Genomic DNA, 18,509 nt, shown 5'->3' on the forward strand with positions numbered 1-18,509 from the left:
CGTCACAAGGCCAGTCAAGCACGGGATCGAAACGGATGAGAGATGGTTGACGGAACCCAACGAAAACCCACCCGCATCCAACGGCAAAAGCGTGAATTGATCCGCGAGGCGGCACTGGATGTGTTTTCCTTGCACGGATTTCGCGGTGCTACATTGGATCAAATCGCAGAAAATGCAGGTTTGTCAAAGCCTAACCTGCTGTATTATTTCGAAAGCAAGGAGGCGATCCACGCGGAACTGTTGGACCGGCTGCTGGATACATGGCTGGACCCGCTGCGCGAACTGGATGCAGATGGCGATCCGCTAACCGAAATTCGCGGATATATCCAACGCAAGTTGGAGGCAGCCCGCGATTTTCCGCGCGAAAGCCGCCTGTTTGCGAACGAAATCATTCAGGGTGCGCCCCGCATTAATGCTGAATTGGCGGGGCCATTGCGCGATTTGATCCAGGAAAAAAGTGTTGTCCTGCGTCGCTGGATGGATGAGGGGCGCTTGGCCAAGACTGACCCCCAGCATCTGATCTTTGCCATCTGGGCCGTCACGCAGCATTACGCCGATTTCGACGTGCAGGTGCGTGCGGTTCTAGGGTCGGATGATGAGGCACGGTTCCACGATGCGGCCGCCACGATCGAGGCGTTGTTCTTTAAGGGGCTACTGCCGCGCTAGGTCGGCTCCTCGCGCAGCAGCAGCAATAGCGCAATAACGGTTATGGCGACGCCGATCCCCAATGCGGGCGCAGGCCAGCCATTGCCCAATGCGCCCTCCCACACGATCACCACGGCAGGGGCCAGATAGGTATAGGCCATCACCTTGGAACTGGGCAGGCGCATCGCTGCGAATTGCAGCAGCAGGAATGTCGTCGCACTGGCAAATAGCGCCAGATAGGCCAGCGTAATCCAGAAGATCGGCGGCAAGCTGCCCCAATCCGTGCGCAGCGCATCCGCGCCTGCATACAGCCCCATCAGCGCAACCGCGCCCAGCAGCATTCCGAACGTAAAGACCAGCGGTGGCTCGCCCCTGTTCAGCCTCCGCACCAATGGTGTGTAGATCGCATGTGCGACCACGCCGAGGAAGAAGATCGCCTCCCCTCGCCCGATATCGAAGGCCAGAAAGCGTCCCGGATCAGCGTCGAAAATCACCCACAACGCTCCGATTCCGCCAAGGATCAGCGCCAGCGCGATGCGCGGCGTCGTGCGTTGCCCCAGCAGCATATAGGCAAAGCCCGCTGTCAGGATCGGCGTCAACGTAAACACCGCAGCCGTGTTGATTGGCGGGGCCGTCAGCAGCCCCACAAACATCAGGATGAAATATAGCGCAAAGATCCCGCCCAGCAGGGGATAGCGCCACCCCGCGCGCAGATGTTCCCCACGTATACGACCAGTTGCGGCGGCGATGCCCCCCAGCACCGCCGCCGCAATCATGAACCGCACCAGGGTCAGGACCGTTGGGTCCACCATGTGTGCGATCTTCCCCCCAAGGCTGAACGAGCCTGCCACAAGAAACGCGTAGAGCAACATGGCCGCATGGCCCTGTCGCGTGTTGGTCATTCTGCTGCGACCGCAGCAGGGTTGTTCGGGTGGGTGGTCCAGTCCGCGAACTCCTCCTCCACAACCTTGCCCGTGCGGGGATCGGTTGTGCCGGCGGCCATTTCCTCCATCGTGATGCAATCCTCAATCGGGCAGACATTCACGCATAGGTTACAGGCGACGCATTCCTCGTCGATCACCTCGAATGTGCGATCCTCGCTCATGCTGATGGCCTGATGCGATGTATCCTCGCATGCGGCAAAGCAACGTCCGCACGAGATGCACAGGTCCTGATCGATCTTGGCCTTTGCCACATAGTTCAGGTTCAAGTGCTTCCAATCAGAGCAGTTCGGGATGGCGCGGCCGGTGATTGCGTCGATGCTCTCATGCCCCTTTTCATCCATCCATTGGCTAAGGCCGGAGATCATCTCGTCCACGATTTTAAAGCCATAGGTCATGGCAGCCGTACAAACCTGTACCGACCCAGCGCCGAGGGCGATAAACTCCGCCGCATCACGCCATGTCGTAATGCCGCCAATGCCCGAAATTGGCAGGTTTGCCGTTTCAGGATTGCGCCCAATCTCAGCAACCATGTTCAGCGCAATCGGCTTCACCGCTGGACCGCAATAGCCGCCATGCGCGCCCTTGCCATCAATCGTAGGCTCTGGCGCGAACAGGTCCAGATTGACCGATGTGATCGAGTTGATTGTATTGATCAGGCTGACCGCATCCGCGCCGCCGCGATGTGCTGCCTCCGCCGGCAGGCGAACATCGGTGATGTTTGGCGTCAGCTTTACGATGCAGGGCATGCGGGTGTTTTGCTTCACCCAGCGTGTGACCATCTCGATATATTCGGGGACCTGACCAACGGCGGCGCCCATGCCGCGTTCGCTCATCCCGTGGGGGCAGCCGAAGTTCAGCTCCACGCCATCTGCGCCGGTTTCCTCGACCAAGGGCAGGATTTGTTTCCACGCCCATTCCTCGCACGGGACCATCAGGCTGACCACAACGGCGCGATCGGGGTAGTCCCGTTTGACCGATTTGATCTCCTGCAAGTTGGTTTCCAGCGGGCGATCGGTGATCAGCTCGATATTATTCAGGCCCAGCAAGCGCCGGTCGGCCCCGTAAATCGCGCCATATCGTGGGCCGTTTACGTTAACCACGCTGGGATCGAGACCCAGCGTTTTCCATACGACACCGCCCCAGCCTGCCTCGAACGCACGACGGACGTTATATTCCTTGTCCGTTGGCGGCGCGGAGGCCAGCCAGAACGGGTTCGGCGATTTGATACCTGCAAAATTAATGCTCAGATCAGCCATTGGTCGAAGCCTCCGCTACTGGGGTTTGGGGGGTGTTTTGACGGGGGAAATTAAGCGGAGAGATAAGCATGAATGTCCTCCGCCGCATCGCGCCCCTCGGCCACAGCCGTTACGGTCAGGTCGTCGCCGCCAGCGGCGCAATCACCACCAGCCCAGACGCCATCACGCGACGTGCGGCCCGCGCCCGTGACCGCAATTTTGCGCCCGTCCAGATCAACAGAAACCGCGCCAAGTGTTTGGCCAATCGCAACCAGAACCTGATCCGCGGGCAGTTGGAATGTCTCACCCGTGCCCGTCAGGCCACCGGGGCCATCAACGGTGTATTCAAACTCAACCTGCTGCGCCGCGCCGGAGCCGTGAACCGCGACCGGTTGCGCGTTGAAGATCAGGCGAACGCCCTCATGCGCGGCGTGGTCCTGTTCCTTCGTGCTTGCGCTCATCCGCGATTGATCGCGGCGATAGACCATGGACACGTTTTCCGCGCCCAGCAGGCGGGATTGCACCGCGGCATCAACCGCCGTCATACCGCCGCCGATCACCACAACATTGCGGCCAACCGGAACCGCCGATTTGTCCGACTGACGCAGCGCATCGATAAAGCGTACAGCGTCGGTCACGTTTTCAAGCGTATCGCCCTGTGCGCCCAGCGCGTTTACACCGCTGAGGCCGATGGCAAGGAAGACCGCATCGTGCTGATCCGCCAAGCTGTCCAGCGCGATTTCCGCGCCCAGCTTTTGATCGTGTTTAAAGGTAATGCCGCCGATTTTCATCAACCAGTCTACCTCCGCCTGCGCGAAATCCTCGGGCGTTTTATAGGCGGCGATGCCGTATTCATTCAGGCCGCCGGGTTTCGGGCGGGCATCATAGAGTGTCACATCGTGGCCGTGCATGGCCAAGCGGTGCGCGGCGGACAGGCCCGCAGGCCCAGCGCCGACAACCGCAACTGTTTTGCCAGTCGTGGCCGCGCGGGTAAAGGGATGCGTGTCGCGCCCCATCAATGTATCCGTCGCATAGCGTTGCAGCAGGCCGATCTGAACCGGTTTTCCCTCAGCCGCCTCACGTACGCAGGCTTCCTCACACAGTTGCTCGGTTGGGCATACGCGGGCGCACATGCCGCCAAGGATGTTCTGGTTGAAAATCGTCTTTGCTGCTGCTTCGGGCGTGTCAGTTGCGATCTGACGAATGAATAGTGGAATATCAATCGTAGTCGGGCAGGCTGTAACGCATGGTGCGTCGTAGCAGAAGTAACACCGATCCGAGGCGACCTGTGCCTCATGCCGATCCAATGGCGTGTATAGATCGCCAAAGTTCTGCGTGTATTGTTCCGCCTCCAGCCTGCCTGCTGCTATGCCGTCGATCCGTGTGCCTCGGGTCAAGGTCAATCTCCCTGGGTTGCGATTTTTAAAATCGTGGCACAGGGTCAATTTTTTATCAATTGGTAAAAATACTTCTTTTCAACTATCAGCTCAGCACCCCCAAATGCTCCTCAATCGCGCTGCGCATATCGGCAACCGAAAACGGCTTGGCCACGAAATGATCGACGGTGTCGTCATCTGCCTCCTCACGATATGCATCTGACGTCGCTAGAAAGACCGGAATGCGGGCGAAAACGGGATGCGATTTGATCTTTCGCGCCAGATCTACACCGCTCAACCCCGGCATATTCAGATCCGAAATGACGAGGTCGAATTTGCGCTCCGCCATCATGTCCAACGCCGCCTGCCCCGTCGCGGCGAGGGCAACCCCCTGCACCCCCAGACGCGACAGGCATTGCCGTGCCAACCCCCGCATACTTTGTTGATCATCAACAACTAAAACCATTAGTGAACGTGCCAGTGGCATCATGCCCCTCCCCAATAATTACCCGGCGACCTTGCCCAAAGAAGGTTGCCAAAAGATGGATATACGCGCGCCAATTTCAGCGAGCGGTAATACTTCGTCCAAGGCGCCAATCTCAAACGCGGCGCGGGGCATTCCGTACACAACGCAACTGCTTTGATCCTGCCCGATCGTCACCGATCCAGCCTCACGCAATTGCGCCAATCCCTGCGCACCGTCGCGCCCCATACCTGTCAGAATGATGCCAATAGTTGGCCGCCCCAGCCGTGCCATTCCGCCGAACATCAGGTCCGCCGAGGGCGTGTGCCCCATCGGTGCAGCCGCATCAGATAGCGAGCATGACAGGCCGTTATAGCTCGATTTTGGCACAAGATGTCGGTGCCCCGGCGCAAAACGGATCATATTGCGGCGCAATACCTCACCATCCTGCGCGACTGCGATGTCGCGATCCAGTCGCCCGCGCAAACGTCGCGCCAACCTCTCAACAAACGCGGCGGGCATGTGTTGTGTTACCAGAACCGGCGGGCAATTTTCGGGCAGCGCGGGCAGGACCGATGCCAGCGCGGACACACCCCCTGTTGATGCGGCGATGCCGATCAGTTCAGGCTCCATCAAGGCGCGTCGTGGTGCGGGGACCGGTTCAGTGTCCACATTCGACATCCGATCCACCTGCGCTGACGCCGCAAAGCTGACAGCAGCGGCGAGGTCCGCACGGAACGCGCGCATTCCGTCCAGGCCTGTCGGTTTCGCCACCACATCAACCGCGCCCTTCTCCAGCGCCGTCAATGTTGCCTCAGCCCCACGCGAGGTCAGCGCCGAAACCATCACGACCGGCAACGGATTACGCGCCATCAGCTGTTCCAGAAACGCTATGCCGTCCATGTCCGGCATTTCGATATCCAACGTGATCACATCCGGTTTTTCCTCCGCCAGCAATTTGCCTGCGGCCTGCGCATCAGGGGCAAATGCGACACGGGCCACAATCTGCATTTCCGCCAAAATATCGCCGATTAACCGGCGCATCAGACGGCTGTCATCGACAACCAGTAAGTACAATTTACGCATATACTCCTCCTACGCCATACGCCGGTAAGCCGTGCGCCCGGCAGGCTCCAACCCGGCGGGCGGTTTGTGCAATGTCTCTGAGTGGCCTAACATCAGCAGCGCGCCGGGATGCATGCGTGCGGCCAAGCGGCGAACCACATCGGCCCGTTGTTCCGGCCCGAAATAGATCAGGGTGTTCCGGCAAAAAATCACGTCGAAGCGTGCCTTGAACGGGAACGGCTCTGTCAGGTTCAGCGTGCGAATTCGCATCAGTGGACGCAGGTCGGCGCGGGGCTCCATCGTTGTCGCATTGGTCATAAATTGCGCGCGGCGGTCCAACGGGATGTCCTGCATGCCCGCCACCGGATAGATCGCCGCCCGCGCCTGTGCCAGTGCGACGGGATCAATATCCGTTCCCAGAACCAGCATCAGGCGCCGCATTTCCGGCGCAATCATCGGGGCGATTGTGGTCAAGGCCGACCATGGTTCCTGCCCAGTCGAGCACCCAGCCGACCAGCAGCGGACCGCGCGATCTGTTGGCAGTTGGGCGACATGGGCTCTCAACCGCTCAAAGTGGTGCGGCTCGCGGAAAAAGGAGGTCACATTTGTTGTTACCTGCGCAATCAGATGCGCCTCATCCTCCTGCGCGGCCCCACTGTCCAGATAGTCCAGATAGCTGCTCAAGCTGCCGCACCCCTTTGCCACAGCCCGGTTTTGCAGGGTTTGGCAGACATTTTTCGCGTGGCGAGAGCGCATGATGATGCCGTATTTACGTTCAACCATCATAGCAAGCTGCGCGCCTAGGCCATCCCCCCCAGTTGATCGGTCGTCATCACCCATCGCACGGATCGCTCAAATTCAGGCCCATGACACGTTCAATGTCGATAATCCCGACCATCACGTCAGATGCGACAGCCAGTGCACGCAGCATGACATCCGACCCGTTAGCATTGCGGTTCATCGGCAGCGTTTGAATATCAGCCTCACGCAAGGTCAGGATGTCGGAAACTGCGTCCACCAACAGTCCCACCCGTTGTTCGCCCTGCTGAACGATCACGATCACATTGGTTTCCAGCGGCTCCGGCGCAGGTGCGCCCAGACGCAGGCGCAAGTCCTGTATCGACACGATCGCCCCGCGCAGGTTCAAAACGCCCAGAATATGAGGCGGCTGGTTGGGAAGCGGCGTGGTGCGCATCCATTGACGGATTTCACGCACCTCGCCTATTCCCACGCAATATTGCCGACCATCGACGACAAAGCTGAGGAATTGCTGAGTTGCATCGCCGTCGCCGGTGGGGTCCTGTTCCATGTCGACATCTGCGATTTTGGCTACACCTTGCATGGCGCGACCTCCTGTCCAGAATTGAATTGTGGGGATTTCGCCCGTTTCTGACGCTCGACCAGCGAGGGGACGTCAACGATCAGCGCTACCCGTCCATCGCCCAGAATTGTTGCGCCCGAAATTCCGGTGATCGGCCTGAAATTCGCCTCCAGCCCCTTTAGAACCACCTGCCGTTGCCCGATCAGCGCATCGACGAGTAGTCCGATATGCCCATTGGTTTCTGTATCCACCACAAGAGCCATTTTATGGGTCGCCGCAGGGGCCAGCGATGGACCGCCAAACAGTTCATCCAGTGCGTAGACCGGCAGGTATTCGCCCCGCCGCGCAACCATCAACTGACCGTTATGCAAGCGCTCCACCGTTGTATCGCGCAGTTGCATCGCCTCGATCACCGCGCTGAGGGGGATGACATAGCGTTCGCCGGAAACCTCGACGATCATCCCCTCAAGCACGGCAAGTGTCAGGGGCAATGTCACCTGAAAACGTGTTCCCTCACCCGGGGCTGAATGGATCAGGCAGCGCCCGCCCAGCGCCTGAATTTTCCGTTTGACCACATCCATTCCAACACCACGGCCGGACACGCTGGACACTGTTGAGGCGGTGGAAAAGCCCGGTAGGAAAATCAGGTTGTCGATATCCTCCGCGCTCAACCCCTCAGCCGAGGTAATCAAGCCGCGTTGCAATGCGACACCCACGACCTTGTCCCGATCAATGCCCCGTCCGTTATCCTCCAGCGTTATCAACACCCGCTCACCCCGATGTTGCGCGGTCAGACGCAGCAGGCCATTGCGAGGTTTTCCAAGGGCGGCACGGTCGTCAGGTGCCTCAATCCCGTGATCCATCGCATTGCGGATCATGTGGGTTAATGGCTCTACCAGCTCCTCGATCACGGAGGTATCAACCTCCGTTTCCTCACCCGAAACCTCGATCCGCACCTCGCGATTAAGGGTTTCGCATAGGTCCCGCACAATGCGCGGCATGCGGCTAAACACCGATTTGATCGGTTGCGCACGGATTGCCATAACGCTGTCCTGCATTTCGCGCACCTGTCGCGACAGCGCATCGATGCTGTGATCTAGCGTTTCGTCATTTTCCTGCCGGATCAGTGACATTTCCTGCGCGACAGCGGCCTGAGTGATGACGATCTCTCCGACCAGATTCACCAGCCGGTCAATCCGATCCAGCGGCACGCGCAGGGATTTGGTATAGCTGGATAGGGATGCAGGCGGGGACGCGACCGTGCCCGATTGGTTCACGGTACGAAGGGCGGGCGCGGCCTCAATCGTGGGCAATCCCTGCACATCCACAGACAGATCGTAGATAGAGAAGAAATCGCGCAATGCGGTGGGATCCGCGTCGGTAAAGGTTAGCTGCCATTCCCATGGCATCAACAGCGGGTCCAGATCGGTAAGCGGTTGCAGGTCGCCAGAAATCGCAACGCTGGTCAGCCCGATGCCCTGTGCGGCTCGCAACATACGCAGCGGATCATGGCCCGCATAGATAAAGTCGGGACGGGGTGCAAAGCGGATGATAACGCTATCGCCATCCTCAGGCATAGCGGGCGCAGCGGCAGGTGGCGGTGCGGCAGGCTCATCAACCTGACCGCCCAGAAAACCCGCCAACGCGGCGGAGGTTTGCGCGAGGGTTTCGGTGCGCACCGGTGCGCCACTGCGGCTACTCTCAACCAATTCCAGCATCATATCCGATGCGCGGGTCAGAACCGGTATCGTTTCATCATCAACGTTCAACTGGCCGGAACGGCAGGCATCCATCACCGCCTCGAACCCGTGGGCGAAGCTGGTCAGCTGATCCATGCCAAAGGCCGCCGCCCCGCCCTTGACCGAATGCACGGCCCGAAAGGCAGCATCCAGAATGCTGCGATCCTGCGTCCCGCCCGCCAGTTCGGTCAGGTGATCCTGTAACTGACCCAAAAGTTCGTCACATTCCGTGAAAAACAGCTCCTTATAATCCTCATCCTGATCCATGGCGGTCACGTCAACTGATCGACGAGACCAAGGATCTGGTCCGCGTCAAAGGGTTTGCACAGCCAGCCGGTGGCCCGAATGCGGCGGGCCTCGTCCTTTAGCTCCTGCGCGGTTTCTGTTGTCAGCAACAGCATGGGCAACAGCCGTCCCTCTGGGGTTTTACGGGCGGCGTCGATGAACTCCAGACCGGTCATGCGCGGCATGTTCAGGTCGGTAATCACGATATCGGGGCAATGCTCGGACAGGGCGGCCAGTGCCTCAACCCCGTCATTGGCGGTAAAGACGGTGTGGCCGCCATCCTGCAAGCACTCCACCAGCATTCCCAACATGGAGCGGGTGTCATCAACGGCTAAAATTCGTCTCATCCCTCGATCTCCATCTGCATCATTTGCGCAAACAGGCCGAGGGTGGAGAAGCCGTCCACGATTTCCTCGGATGGGCGGCGCAGGGTCAGGCCGCCTGCACGGTCGCGCGCGGACAGTAAAACCATGGCCAGCGGGGTGGAAAACACGGTGACCTGTGCCGCATCAATCACGACACGTTCATCGGCAGGGGCATTCAGAATGTCCTGTCGGGTCTGGATCGCCACCTCGGCATCAGCCCGTGCGGGCAACAGAATTTCCGTCATCGCGTCCTCCCAATGTAAAACCACGGGACCGGTATCCCGCCGGATCAATAATTCTTCGTTACCGCCGCTCAGAAATCTGCACGGAAAGTTTGCTATGGCGGTTTCACGCGCTACTCTCATCGCAAAGAATTGACCTGAAGGCTTTCAAATGATTTCGATCCTAACCAGATTACTACTGGCACTGACCCTATTGGGTGCTGTGCCAGCCACTGCGCATGAGATGCGTCCGGCCGTTGCCACGCTGACATCCGGCGATGCGGCATTGGAACTAAACATCGATTTCAACCTTGAGGCCGCGCTGGCCGGTATCAGCGAGGAGCATGAGGACACAGCCGACGCACCCGAGGCCGCTGAATATGACCGCCTGCGTGGGCTGTCTCCAGATGCCTTAGCAGCAGAATTGCAGGCAGCCGATCTGAACTTTGTCCAACTGGATGTTGATGGCCAGCCGGTCACGTTCGCATTCGAGGGCGCCGAAATTCCTGCCGTTGGCAATCTGGATGTCGCGCGTGAAAGCATCGTCACCCTGACCGCCCCCCTGCCCGCCACTGCATCGGCGCAAATGACTTGGATCGCGGCCGGTGGCCCAGCAATCCTAGTTGTGGATGGCCCCGATGGTGAGCCGGTTCATCAGGAATATCTGTCATCCGGCGCGACATCCGCCTCGTTTGATCTGACCGGAGTGGAGCGTCAGAGCCAGTGGTCGGTTTTTGTGAATTATGCCGAGCAAGGTTACTTGCACATCATCCCCAAGGGCCTGGACCACATCCTGTTCGTGATCGGTCTGTTCCTGCTGGCCGCCCATGTTCGCCCGCTGCTGATGCAAGTCACCGCCTTTACCGCGGCGCATACGGTGACATTGGCGCTTGGCACGGTTGGCATTCTGAATCTGCCCCCCACCGTGGTGGAGCCGTTGATCGCCCTGTCGATCACCTATGTCTGTGTCGAAAACATTCTGACCCGTGAAATGCGGTGGTGGCGTCCGATTGTGATCTTCATGTTCGGATTGCTGCACGGCTTGGGCTTTGCCGGCGTGCTGGGCGATGTTGGCCTCAGCGGTGAGCACTTCTTCACCTCGTTGATCGCGTTCAATATCGGTGTGGAAATCGGCCAGTTGGCTGTGATTGCGGCATGCTTCCTCGCCGTTGGCCTGTGGTTCCGTAACAAGAGCTGGTATCGTGCGGTTGTCGTCATTCCCGCATCGCTGATTATCGGCGCAATCGGCCTGTACTGGTTTGTGGAGCGTATCGGTCTGATCTGATCCGCTTTACTTTTCCCGAACTCGACACATGCTTTCGCTTCATAAACAGGGAGCGAAAGCATGGATGCCAGCCTAACCACCTATCTAACACTATACGCCGTCACCCTTGCCGTGTTTTTGGGCATCGATGTGATCTGGCTAAAACTGGTGGTACGCCATCTGTTTGAAAGCCGCATCGGCGACATGATGCGCGACCAACCCCTGATCGGTGTCGCCGCAGGTTTTTATGCCGCCTATGTCGCAGGCGTCCTTTATTTTGCATCAGCACCCGCATTAGATAGCGCCGCCTATGGCGAGGTGTTTCTGCGGGGCGCGATCCTGGGCTTGCTGGCCTATGGCACCTATGAATTCACCAGCATGTCAGTGATGCGCAATTGGGACTGGACCATGGTTGCCGTCGATACAACATGGGGTGGCGTGTTGACCGGATTTTCGGCGGTTGCGGGCCTGTGGATCACACGCCTGATCGGTTAGCGTGTGGACGCCTGCGCCATCTGCTGGGCCTTGGTCCGGCCGGGCATGCCGATGCTTTGGCCGCCCATTTCATCCAGTGAACTGCGCTTGAACTTAATCTCCAGCGCGTAATGATCGTCCGTCTTGTCGATCGACATATTGCCAGCCAGTTGCATGACGAAAGCACGGATCAGCGGCTGGCCCATTCCGGCATAGGGTTCAGATGCCTCAGGCTGGCCCTCGACTGGAATGGTGTTTGTCACCTTCAGGTCGACCATATCATCAGCATCAATGGTCAGGGAGATATCGATCCGCCAATCCTTTTTCCCCTGCCCGGAATAGTTCAGCGCGTTCATCATCGCCTCCGTCACCAGCAGTGAGAAGGGAACGGCCTGATCGGGGTGCAGATTAAAGCTGTCCAGCTCGGACAGAATGGTCGAGCGGCTCTCACCCGGTGAGATATCGGTCAGATTGCTAACGATTTCGCGCAGCAAGGTGTCGGCGGGAACTGTGGTCAGGCTGGGCGTTTCGTATAGCCGCTGATGCACCAGCGCGAGGCCCATGACCCGTTCGCGCAGCGAGATAATGGCAACCCGCTCGCGGTCATCCTGCGCGCTGCGCAATTGGATATTCATGATCGAGATGATGAGCTGGAGGTTGTTTTTCACCCGATGGTAGACCTCCAATAGCAGGACGGTCTTTTCCTCAACCAGATCAGACAGCTCCTGCTCACCCGCATCAACAGCACGCGCCATTTCGACAAAGCTGCCTGATAACTCCTCCAGCTCGCCCGAGGCCCCAACGATAGGTCGCATCGCACGTTCACGATCCCCTCGTTTAAATGCCAGAATCGAGCGTTGAATCCGCTGGATACCGGTCACAACCAGTCGGCGCATCGCGAAATAGGCCAGCGCGATGCAAATGCCCCAGACCAGTCCGGGCAGCAAAATCGCGCGCAGAACCGATAGCAGGGCGCCATTTGCATCCATACCTTCAGGGCGTGAGAACAGGCCAACGACCTCATCCTCGACAATCGGGACACGGACATAGGTTCTGGTTGAGCCGAAGGCATCGACCCCCTCAAACAGCACAACGCCGCCCGTGGCGTCGAAATCCTCCTCAAGCCCAACCGGCAGCCACCACCCCTGCTCACGATCCTCGACCGCGCGTGACAACATCCGACCACGGTCATCAATCAAGGCGACGTTCAGCTCAATCCCCTCATCCGCTGCGGAAAAGACTCTAATAACCTCCCGCGGGATAGAGAGCACAATCGAGCCACGCCATTCGCCGCCCACGATCACCGGATGCAACACAACAACAACAGCACGATTGGTAACATTACCGGATTCAACAACACGTGCCGTACGATGCGGGTGTTCGGCCTGCGCAATATGATCAGGGCTCTCGGAATAATCCCGCACAGTTCCGGGTCGCGACGAACAGTTCATCTGACCAGATGCATCGATAAAACCGGCAAAGATATAACGCGGGGATGCATCTATAAATTGCAGCAATTCCCCAGAACATTCGTCCATGGATCCTGCATAGACATATGAGTTTCGGCCCAGTGCAGCCGCCGCGCCGAATCCCTCGCCAACCTCTAGCCGCTCCCCCTCCGCCGCGATGCGTGCAGCAGACAGTAATTCGGATGCGGCGAGTGATTTTGCACGGTCATTTGCGCGCACGGCCTCGTACACGGCAAGGCCGCCAATGGGCAGCAACGCGATGCTGAGTAAAATTACAATCTGCCATGCGAGTGAGATACGATTGAAAAAGCTGGAACGGGAACGTTTCATTCCATCTCAATCCTGACCCTGTAATGCATTATTCGAGGTTCTTCCTCTGGCTGTGAATGGAACGCCCCGCAGTGCAGTTGGTTCCGTGTTTTTTCCGGAAATATGATATTGCAGCGACGATATGTTGGCCTTTCTCAAAAACGCACATAGATAGTGCACAACGCAGCGCCGCTTGGGCAGTTGAGGAGGATTGCACTGATGCCAGATGACATGACAATTGTTAACGACATCGAAACCCACCTGCCATACCTACGCCGTTATGCACGTGCGCTGACAGGCTCCCAGAAACACGGGGATGCTCTGGCTGCCAGCACGTTGCAGGCGATCCTGTTGGATATGACATTGATGGACACCGTTGGCCGACCGGCCGTGCGTCTGTTCAGCGTATTTCATACCACATGGATGGCGCAGGGACGGCTGGGTACCTCGGTTGAGGATGGTGCCATGGCCAATGAAAGGATTGCTGCCGCGCGGCTAGAAAAGCTGACACCCAGCGCGCGAGAAGCCCTGCTCCTTAAGGTTATGGAACAGTTTACCATTGAAGAAGTTGGCGAGATTATGAGTACGAGTACACAAAAAGCAGATGAGCTGGTCCGGATCGGCGCAGCCGAGCTGGAGGGCGGGCTGGCCTCGCGTATTCTGGTGGTTGAGGATGAACCTTTGATCGCCATGGATCTGGAGGCAATCGTCTCCGACCTGGGTCATACGGTTGTTGGCAATGCCCGCACCCATTCCGAGGCTATTGCGATGTATGCAAAGCATAAGCCCGAGTTGGTGTTGATGGATGTCCATCTTGCCGACGGGTCCAGCGGGGCCGAGGCCGCAACCGAAATTCTGGAAGAAACCACCGACCAGCCGATTATCTTTATCACCGCCTATCCCGAACGATTGCTGACAGGACAACAGGCGGAGCCCGCCTTTCTGATCACCAAACCGTTCACCGAGGAGCAGGTGCGCGCAACCGTCAGTCAGGCGCTGTTCTTCTCGGCCCGGTCTGTCCCTGCCTAGGGCAAAAACAATCCTCTACGACAGCATCATTATCGGCGCGGGGGCCGCAGGATTATTCTGCGGCCTTCATGCTGCGCAGCTCGGCCAATCCGTGCTGATCCTCGACCATGCAAAATCAGCAGGTGAGAAAATTCGCATTTCAGGCGGGGGGCGGTGCAATTTCACCAATCTGCACGCCGCGCCTGAGAATTTCCTGAGCGGCAACAAGCATTTCGCCAAATCGGCCCTGCGCCGCTATACGCAACACGACTTTATCGCCATGGTCGATGCACACGGCATTGCGTGGCATGAAAAAACGCTGGGGCAACTGTTTTGCGACGGTTCGGCCAAGCAGATCGTTGCGATGCTGGTCAACGGGATCGAGGATGCAGGCGGCTCGATCAAGCTGGGCTGTAACGTACATGCAATCGAACGGCCCGATGAGTTCACCGTCGCAACCGATCAGGGCAAGTTCCGCGGGCGCAGTTTGGTCGTCGCAACGGGCGGTAAATCGATCCCGAAAATGGGCGCGACCGGGTTTGGCTATGACGTGGCGCGCCAATTCGGGCTAACGGTAACGCCAATCCGCCCTGCATTGGTGCCGCTAACATTTGGTGATGCGGATCGGGACGCCTTTGGCGCAATGGCTGGGCTGAGCATTGATGCTAATGTCACGGCAAGCAGCGCGCGATTTCGTGAGGGGTTGCTATTCACCCATCGCGGGTTGAGCGGGCCGTCGATCTTGCAAGTATCCTCCTATTGGCGTGAGGGCGACCGGATATCAGTGGATGTCCTACCTGCCACCGATGCGTTCGAGGTGCTGCGCACCGCACGGCAAACTGCCGGGCGGCAAACGGTGCGCACGGCCTTGGGGTCTGTTCTGCCGAAACGGCTGGCGGCGCATTTGGCACCGCAGGACGGTAACATTGCTGATCTGAACGATGCCGCATTGCGTGCGATTGCGGATCAATTGCACGGTTGGTCCCTGACCCCATCCGGCAGTGAGGGGTATCGCACGGCGGAGGTCACTTTAGGTGGTGTAGATACGGACGGGCTGGACAGCCGCACCATGGCGGCGAAATCCGTGCCCGACCTGTATTTCATTGGCGAAGTTGTAGACGTTACAGGCTGGCTGGGCGGCTACAACTTCCAATGGGCGTGGTCGTCAGGCTGGGCCGCAGCCCAAGCCATCGCCAGCGATTAGACCCGCAGCGGGTCCGCCTTGGCCAATGCATCGAACTGCATAAGCGAGGCGATAACGGCGGGCATTTGATCCAGATAAATCATGTTTGGCCCGTCGGATGGCGCGTTGTCAGGATCCTGATGCGTTTCCATAAATACCGCCGCAATACCAAGGCTAACCGCAGCCCGCGCCAGAACCGGCGCGAATTCGCGCTGACCACCGGACGAGCCGCCCAGGCCACCGGGCTGTGCAACAGCGTGGGTCGCATCCATCACCACAGGATAGCCGGTGCGCGCCATCGTTGGCAGCCCGCGCATATCCGCGACGAGATTGTTATAGCCAAAGGTCGTGCCGCGTTCGCACAGCATAACCTTGTCGTTGCCGGTGCTGGCGACCTTATCCGCGACGTTGGACATTTCAGGCGGGGACAGGAACTGACCCTTTTTGATGTTTACGCCACGGCCAGTGCGGCCAGCGGCCAGCAATAGGTCCGTCTGGCGGCATAGAAATGCGGGAATTTGCAGGATATCGACCACCTCGGCCACGGCGGCGCACTGCTCCTCCGTATGAACATCGGTGATAACGGGGCATCCGAATTCGGCCTGAACCGCCTCGAATATCCGCAGGCCTTCCTCCATCCCGATACCACGCTTACCGTTCAGCGAGGTCCGGTTCGCCTTGTCAAACGAGCCCTTAAAGACGAATTGCGCGCCTGTTGCGGCGCATGCCTCAGCCACCTTTGCCGCGATCATAAAGGCATGATCCCGATCCTCCAGCTGGCACGGACCCGCGATAATGGTCAGCGGGCGGTCATTGCCAATCGTAAGGTCGCGGATTTCAACGGTTTTCATCATTAGTCCCCATAACTCATCTGTTCGCGCAGGATCGAAATCGTCAAGCTGACCATCATATAGGCCGCAAAGAAGATCACGAAAGCCAACACGGTATATTCAAGCGCCCGCGGATAGCTGGGCACAACCGGACGCACCGGATTCACCGCCCGCGCAAGGAACATCAGCTGCTGTGACGCATCCCGACGGGCGAGCTCCAGCCCTGCAACTGCGGATTCCACCATTAGGTTGCGCGTTGCAAGCTGTTGTTCGGCCTGCGCCATTTCGGCACTGATCCGCGCCAGTGATGTGCGCTCGGTCTGCGCGCTAACAACCAATTGCCGCTGTTCGGAGATTGCCTCCTCCAGCCGCGCGATCTCGGCATTCAAAACGCGGACCTGCGCCGGATTCGGCCGTGCATTGTCCTGCAAGGCGGCAAGGCTAAGCCGCCGTTCCTCCAGCGCGGTTGTCAGGCCGGAAATTTGCGCCTGAACCAGACCAACCTCCAGCTCGGCGGAGAAGATGCCGCGTTGTTCCTGTAGGGTCAGAACCCGCTCATATGCTTCCTCCAGGCCAGCTTCAGCCGTTTCCAGCACCAATTGCGCACTGGCCAGCGCGTTTTGCTGGTTCCTGTCCGACATGGTATCAACACGCTGTTCTGCCAGTTCAATCAAGCGGTTGGATATTGCATAGGCCATGTCGGGCGTGGCCGCGATTACCTCAATCCGCAAAATCCCCTCAAGCAGATCGAAGCCGATCAGCACGCGATCCTTGTACAGGGCATATGCTTCATTCTCGCTCGCATCAGCGGCCAGTCGTTGGATCGGATCAATGCTGGTATCAGAATAATGCCCGACGATGCCCAGATCCTGATCCAGAATCCGCATCGCCTCACGCGAGGTCAGGAAATCCTGAATCGCAATCGAGTCGCGCAGCAGGTTTGCACTGGCCGTGACACCGGTCGCGGATTCAGAATTCAGCGAGGCCGCCGCCGGATTCAGCAACACATTCGACGTCGAGGAATAAAACGGCGTTGCGTAATTAAAGTAGTAATTCCCCACGAGCGCCGTTGGCAGCACCACGAAAAAGGCCAGACGCAGCCATAGCAGGATAAACCGCCGCCGCCGCCGCCGAACCAGTTCGCGCTGAATTTCAAGGATTTCCGCATCGCGCGGATCAATTGGCGGTGCGTTTGCCGGACCCGGCTCAACCTTGGCCACGCCCTGCTCACGCTGTTTCGCGGGCAGTTGGATGTTTTCGTTCTCGTCACTCTTTTGCTGTTCGGCCCGCATCTGCGCGTTGATAACAGACATCACGTCCTGTCGTTTTTTGATCGGGGACGAACCATCAACCGGTGGCGGCACCTTGCCGTCACTGGCGGAATGCTCCTCCCAACTGTCAGCCTCGTTCATCAACTTTCGCGCACGGCGACGGGCGCGGCGGGCCATTACCTCGGCCTTGTCCTTATCGACTGGCTCGGACGGATCCGGTTGATCAGCGGGTGTAGTCATAGAACTGCTTGGCCTCTTCGAGAGTATCGTAAAATTTCAGGCGCCCGTTTTTCAGGATTGCGGCCTTTTGTGCATAGGCCTCAAGTTGCTTTGGCATATGCGATACCATCACCAGTGTCGCATGTTTCAGACGCTCCCGAAATACCTCGCCCGCCTTGCGCACAAATTCGGCATCGGCCATCGTCGGCATCCCCTCATCCACCAGATAGATGTCAAAATCGAGGCTGAGCAGCAGGGAAAGCGACAACCGCCCCGCCATGCCCGAGGAATAGGTGCTGACCGGTTGCTCGAAATATTCCTCCAGATTGCACATCCACCGGCAAAATGCCTCAACGTAATCTGGATCGGCGCCGTAGAAATGGCCCGCAAATCGGGCGTTTTCGGCGCCGGACAGGCTGGGATCAACAACGCCCATAAAGCCCATGGGAAAGGAAATCCGGCTTTCGCGCAGGATAAACCCCTCATCCGGTCGGGTAATTCCGGCCATCATATTGATCAGCGTGGTTTTCCCCGTTCCGTTCGGGGCAAGGATGCCAAGGGACTGCCCCAGATCAATGCGAAAGCTGGCCTGATCCAGGATCACCTTGCGCCGCACACCGGTCCAGTAGGATTTACTTACATTACGAAACTCAATCATCTGGTATCAGCTCCGCCCGTTTCGACAGAAATTATACGTGTGTCGATGAACATCTGCTTAATGATCGGCATCGGCACTCTTTTTACGGTTTGAGGGCACGAATGGAAATCAAGGGCACAGCAACACGTGTTCGTTCAATCATTTCAGTAGCAACTCAGACCTGAT

The 18,509-nt window shown here is 58.4% G+C and carries 19 protein-coding genes; 5 read left to right on the forward strand and 14 right to left on the reverse strand.

Going from position 1 to position 18,509, the window contains the following annotated elements:
• Positions 1–42: 42 nt before the first annotated feature.
• Positions 43–666 carry a TetR family transcriptional regulator C-terminal domain-containing protein gene (locus CR254_RS02975; RefSeq protein ID WP_097928313.1) on the forward strand — a complete coding sequence of 208 codons (624 nt, stop codon included), beginning with the start codon at positions 43–45 and terminating at the stop codon, positions 664–666.
• On the opposite strand, the gene CR254_RS02980 is transcribed toward CR254_RS02975, so the two are convergent.
• The 10 genes from CR254_RS02980 to CR254_RS03025 form a co-directional block, all read right to left on the reverse strand.
• Complete coding sequence (locus CR254_RS02980; protein WP_097928314.1) at positions 663–1,547, reverse strand: DMT family transporter; 885 nt, start codon at positions 1,545–1,547, stop codon at positions 663–665. The two genes, CR254_RS02975 and CR254_RS02980, sit on opposite strands and share 4 nt — an antisense overlap.
• Positions 1,544–2,845, reverse strand: a complete 1,302-nt coding sequence (gene preA, locus CR254_RS02985; RefSeq protein ID WP_097928315.1) for an NAD-dependent dihydropyrimidine dehydrogenase subunit PreA — start codon at positions 2,843–2,845, stop codon at positions 1,544–1,546. Before preA ends, CR254_RS02980 begins: the two co-directional genes overlap by 4 nt.
• A gap of 50 nt (positions 2,846–2,895) precedes the next feature.
• Positions 2,896–4,221, reverse strand: a complete 1,326-nt coding sequence (locus CR254_RS02990) for an NAD(P)-dependent oxidoreductase (RefSeq protein ID WP_097928316.1) — start codon at positions 4,219–4,221, stop codon at positions 2,896–2,898.
• 85 nt (positions 4,222–4,306) lie between these two features.
• Positions 4,307–4,687 carry a response regulator gene (locus tag CR254_RS02995; RefSeq protein WP_180955867.1) on the reverse strand — a complete coding sequence of 127 codons (381 nt, stop codon included), beginning with the start codon at positions 4,685–4,687 and terminating at the stop codon, positions 4,307–4,309.
• A gap of 18 nt (positions 4,688–4,705) precedes the next feature.
• Positions 4,706–5,749, reverse strand: a complete 1,044-nt coding sequence (gene cheB / locus CR254_RS03000; protein ID WP_097928318.1) for a chemotaxis-specific protein-glutamate methyltransferase CheB — start codon at positions 5,747–5,749, stop codon at positions 4,706–4,708.
• A gap of 9 nt (positions 5,750–5,758) precedes the next feature.
• A complete protein-coding gene (locus CR254_RS03005; RefSeq protein WP_097928319.1) occupies positions 5,759–6,568 on the reverse strand; it encodes a CheR family methyltransferase in 810 nt (269 codons plus the stop codon).
• Positions 6,561–7,070 (reverse strand): chemotaxis protein CheW, encoded by a 510-nt coding sequence (locus tag CR254_RS03010; protein ID WP_097928320.1) that lies wholly within the window; start codon positions 7,068–7,070, stop codon positions 6,561–6,563. The genes CR254_RS03005 and CR254_RS03010 overlap by 8 nt, the downstream gene beginning before the upstream one ends.
• Positions 7,058–9,055, reverse strand: coding sequence for a chemotaxis protein CheA (locus tag CR254_RS03015; RefSeq protein WP_245851421.1), 1,998 nt, complete (start codon positions 9,053–9,055; stop codon positions 7,058–7,060). The genes CR254_RS03010 and CR254_RS03015 overlap by 13 nt, the downstream gene beginning before the upstream one ends.
• A gap of 5 nt (positions 9,056–9,060) precedes the next feature.
• Positions 9,061–9,420 (reverse strand): response regulator, encoded by a 360-nt coding sequence (locus tag CR254_RS03020; RefSeq protein WP_097928322.1) that lies wholly within the window; start codon positions 9,418–9,420, stop codon positions 9,061–9,063.
• Positions 9,417–9,683, reverse strand: coding sequence for an STAS domain-containing protein (locus tag CR254_RS03025; RefSeq protein WP_097928323.1), 267 nt, complete (start codon positions 9,681–9,683; stop codon positions 9,417–9,419). The genes CR254_RS03020 and CR254_RS03025 overlap by 4 nt, the downstream gene beginning before the upstream one ends.
• A 148-nt stretch (positions 9,684–9,831) precedes the next feature.
• Here CR254_RS03025 and CR254_RS03030 point away from each other — a divergent pair, with 148 nt between their 5' ends.
• Complete coding sequence (locus CR254_RS03030; protein ID WP_245851362.1) at positions 9,832–10,944, forward strand: HupE/UreJ family protein; 1,113 nt, start codon at positions 9,832–9,834, stop codon at positions 10,942–10,944.
• 60 nt (positions 10,945–11,004) lie between these two features.
• A complete protein-coding gene (locus CR254_RS03035; RefSeq protein ID WP_097928324.1) occupies positions 11,005–11,418 on the forward strand; it encodes a DUF2177 family protein in 414 nt (137 codons plus the stop codon).
• Here the strand turns inward: CR254_RS03035 and CR254_RS03040 are convergent.
• A complete protein-coding gene (locus CR254_RS03040; protein ID WP_097928325.1) occupies positions 11,415–13,196 on the reverse strand; it encodes a sensor histidine kinase in 1,782 nt (593 codons plus the stop codon). The two genes, CR254_RS03035 and CR254_RS03040, sit on opposite strands and share 4 nt — an antisense overlap.
• A gap of 198 nt (positions 13,197–13,394) precedes the next feature.
• Between CR254_RS03040 and CR254_RS03045 the strand changes: the two genes are divergently transcribed.
• Positions 13,395–14,204, forward strand: coding sequence for a response regulator (locus CR254_RS03045; RefSeq protein WP_097928326.1), 810 nt, complete (start codon positions 13,395–13,397; stop codon positions 14,202–14,204).
• 10 nt (positions 14,205–14,214) lie between these two features.
• Positions 14,215–15,387: a BaiN/RdsA family NAD(P)/FAD-dependent oxidoreductase gene (locus tag CR254_RS03050; RefSeq protein WP_097928327.1), complete on the forward strand. Its 1,173-nt coding sequence runs from the start codon at positions 14,215–14,217 to the stop codon at positions 15,385–15,387.
• Here the strand turns inward: CR254_RS03050 and kdsA are convergent.
• Genes kdsA through CR254_RS03065 form a run of 3 tightly spaced genes read right to left on the reverse strand, consistent with a single transcriptional unit; the run spans position 15,384 to position 18,344 of the window.
• Positions 15,384–16,217, reverse strand: coding sequence for a 3-deoxy-8-phosphooctulonate synthase (gene kdsA, locus CR254_RS03055; RefSeq protein WP_097928328.1), 834 nt, complete (start codon positions 16,215–16,217; stop codon positions 15,384–15,386). The genes CR254_RS03050 and kdsA overlap by 4 nt on opposite strands.
• Before the next feature lie 2 nt (positions 16,218–16,219).
• Entirely contained in the window at positions 16,220–17,707 is a 1,488-nt protein-coding gene (locus tag CR254_RS03060; protein ID WP_097928329.1) for a KpsE/RkpR family capsule polysaccharide export protein, read from the reverse strand.
• A complete protein-coding gene (locus CR254_RS03065) occupies positions 17,691–18,344 on the reverse strand; it encodes an ABC transporter ATP-binding protein (RefSeq protein ID WP_097928330.1) in 654 nt (217 codons plus the stop codon). The genes CR254_RS03060 and CR254_RS03065 overlap by 17 nt, the downstream gene beginning before the upstream one ends.
• Between the last annotated feature and the right edge of the window lie 165 nt (positions 18,345–18,509).

It is taken from the genome of Pontivivens marinum, assembly GCF_900231835.1.
In the GTDB taxonomy this organism is placed as follows: domain Bacteria; phylum Pseudomonadota; class Alphaproteobacteria; order Rhodobacterales; family Rhodobacteraceae; genus Pontivivens; species Pontivivens marinum.

Coding starts and splice junctions, on each gene's coding strand:
- CR254_RS02975 (WP_097928313.1), top strand. CDS start 43: ATGGTTGACGGAACCCAACGAAAACCCACCCGCATCCAACGGCAAAAG.
- CR254_RS02980 (WP_097928314.1), bottom strand. CDS start 1,547: ATGACCAACACGCGACAGGGCCATGCGGCCATGTTGCTCTACGCGTTT.
- preA (WP_097928315.1), bottom strand. CDS start 2,845: ATGGCTGATCTGAGCATTAATTTTGCAGGTATCAAATCGCCGAACCCG.
- CR254_RS02995 (WP_180955867.1), bottom strand. CDS start 4,687: ATGCCACTGGCACGTTCACTAATGGTTTTAGTTGTTGATGATCAACAA.
- cheB (WP_097928318.1), bottom strand. CDS start 5,749: ATGCGTAAATTGTACTTACTGGTTGTCGATGACAGCCGTCTGATGCGC.
- CR254_RS03005 (WP_097928319.1), bottom strand. CDS start 6,568: ATGGGTGATGACGACCGATCAACTGGGGGGGATGGCCTAGGCGCGCAG.
- CR254_RS03010 (WP_097928320.1), bottom strand. CDS start 7,070: ATGCAAGGTGTAGCCAAAATCGCAGATGTCGACATGGAACAGGACCCC.
- CR254_RS03015 (WP_245851421.1), bottom strand. CDS start 9,055: ATGGATCAGGATGAGGATTATAAGGAGCTGTTTTTCACGGAATGTGAC.
- CR254_RS03020 (WP_097928322.1), bottom strand. CDS start 9,420: ATGAGACGAATTTTAGCCGTTGATGACACCCGCTCCATGTTGGGAATG.
- CR254_RS03025 (WP_097928323.1), bottom strand. CDS start 9,683: ATGACGGAAATTCTGTTGCCCGCACGGGCTGATGCCGAGGTGGCGATC.
- CR254_RS03030 (WP_245851362.1), top strand. CDS start 9,832: ATGATTTCGATCCTAACCAGATTACTACTGGCACTGACCCTATTGGGT.
- CR254_RS03035 (WP_097928324.1), top strand. CDS start 11,005: ATGGATGCCAGCCTAACCACCTATCTAACACTATACGCCGTCACCCTT.
- CR254_RS03040 (WP_097928325.1), bottom strand. CDS start 13,196: ATGAAACGTTCCCGTTCCAGCTTTTTCAATCGTATCTCACTCGCATGG.
- CR254_RS03045 (WP_097928326.1), top strand. CDS start 13,395: ATGCCAGATGACATGACAATTGTTAACGACATCGAAACCCACCTGCCA.
- kdsA (WP_097928328.1), bottom strand. CDS start 16,217: ATGAAAACCGTTGAAATCCGCGACCTTACGATTGGCAATGACCGCCCG.
- CR254_RS03060 (WP_097928329.1), bottom strand. CDS start 17,707: ATGACTACACCCGCTGATCAACCGGATCCGTCCGAGCCAGTCGATAAG.
- CR254_RS03065 (WP_097928330.1), bottom strand. CDS start 18,344: ATGATTGAGTTTCGTAATGTAAGTAAATCCTACTGGACCGGTGTGCGG.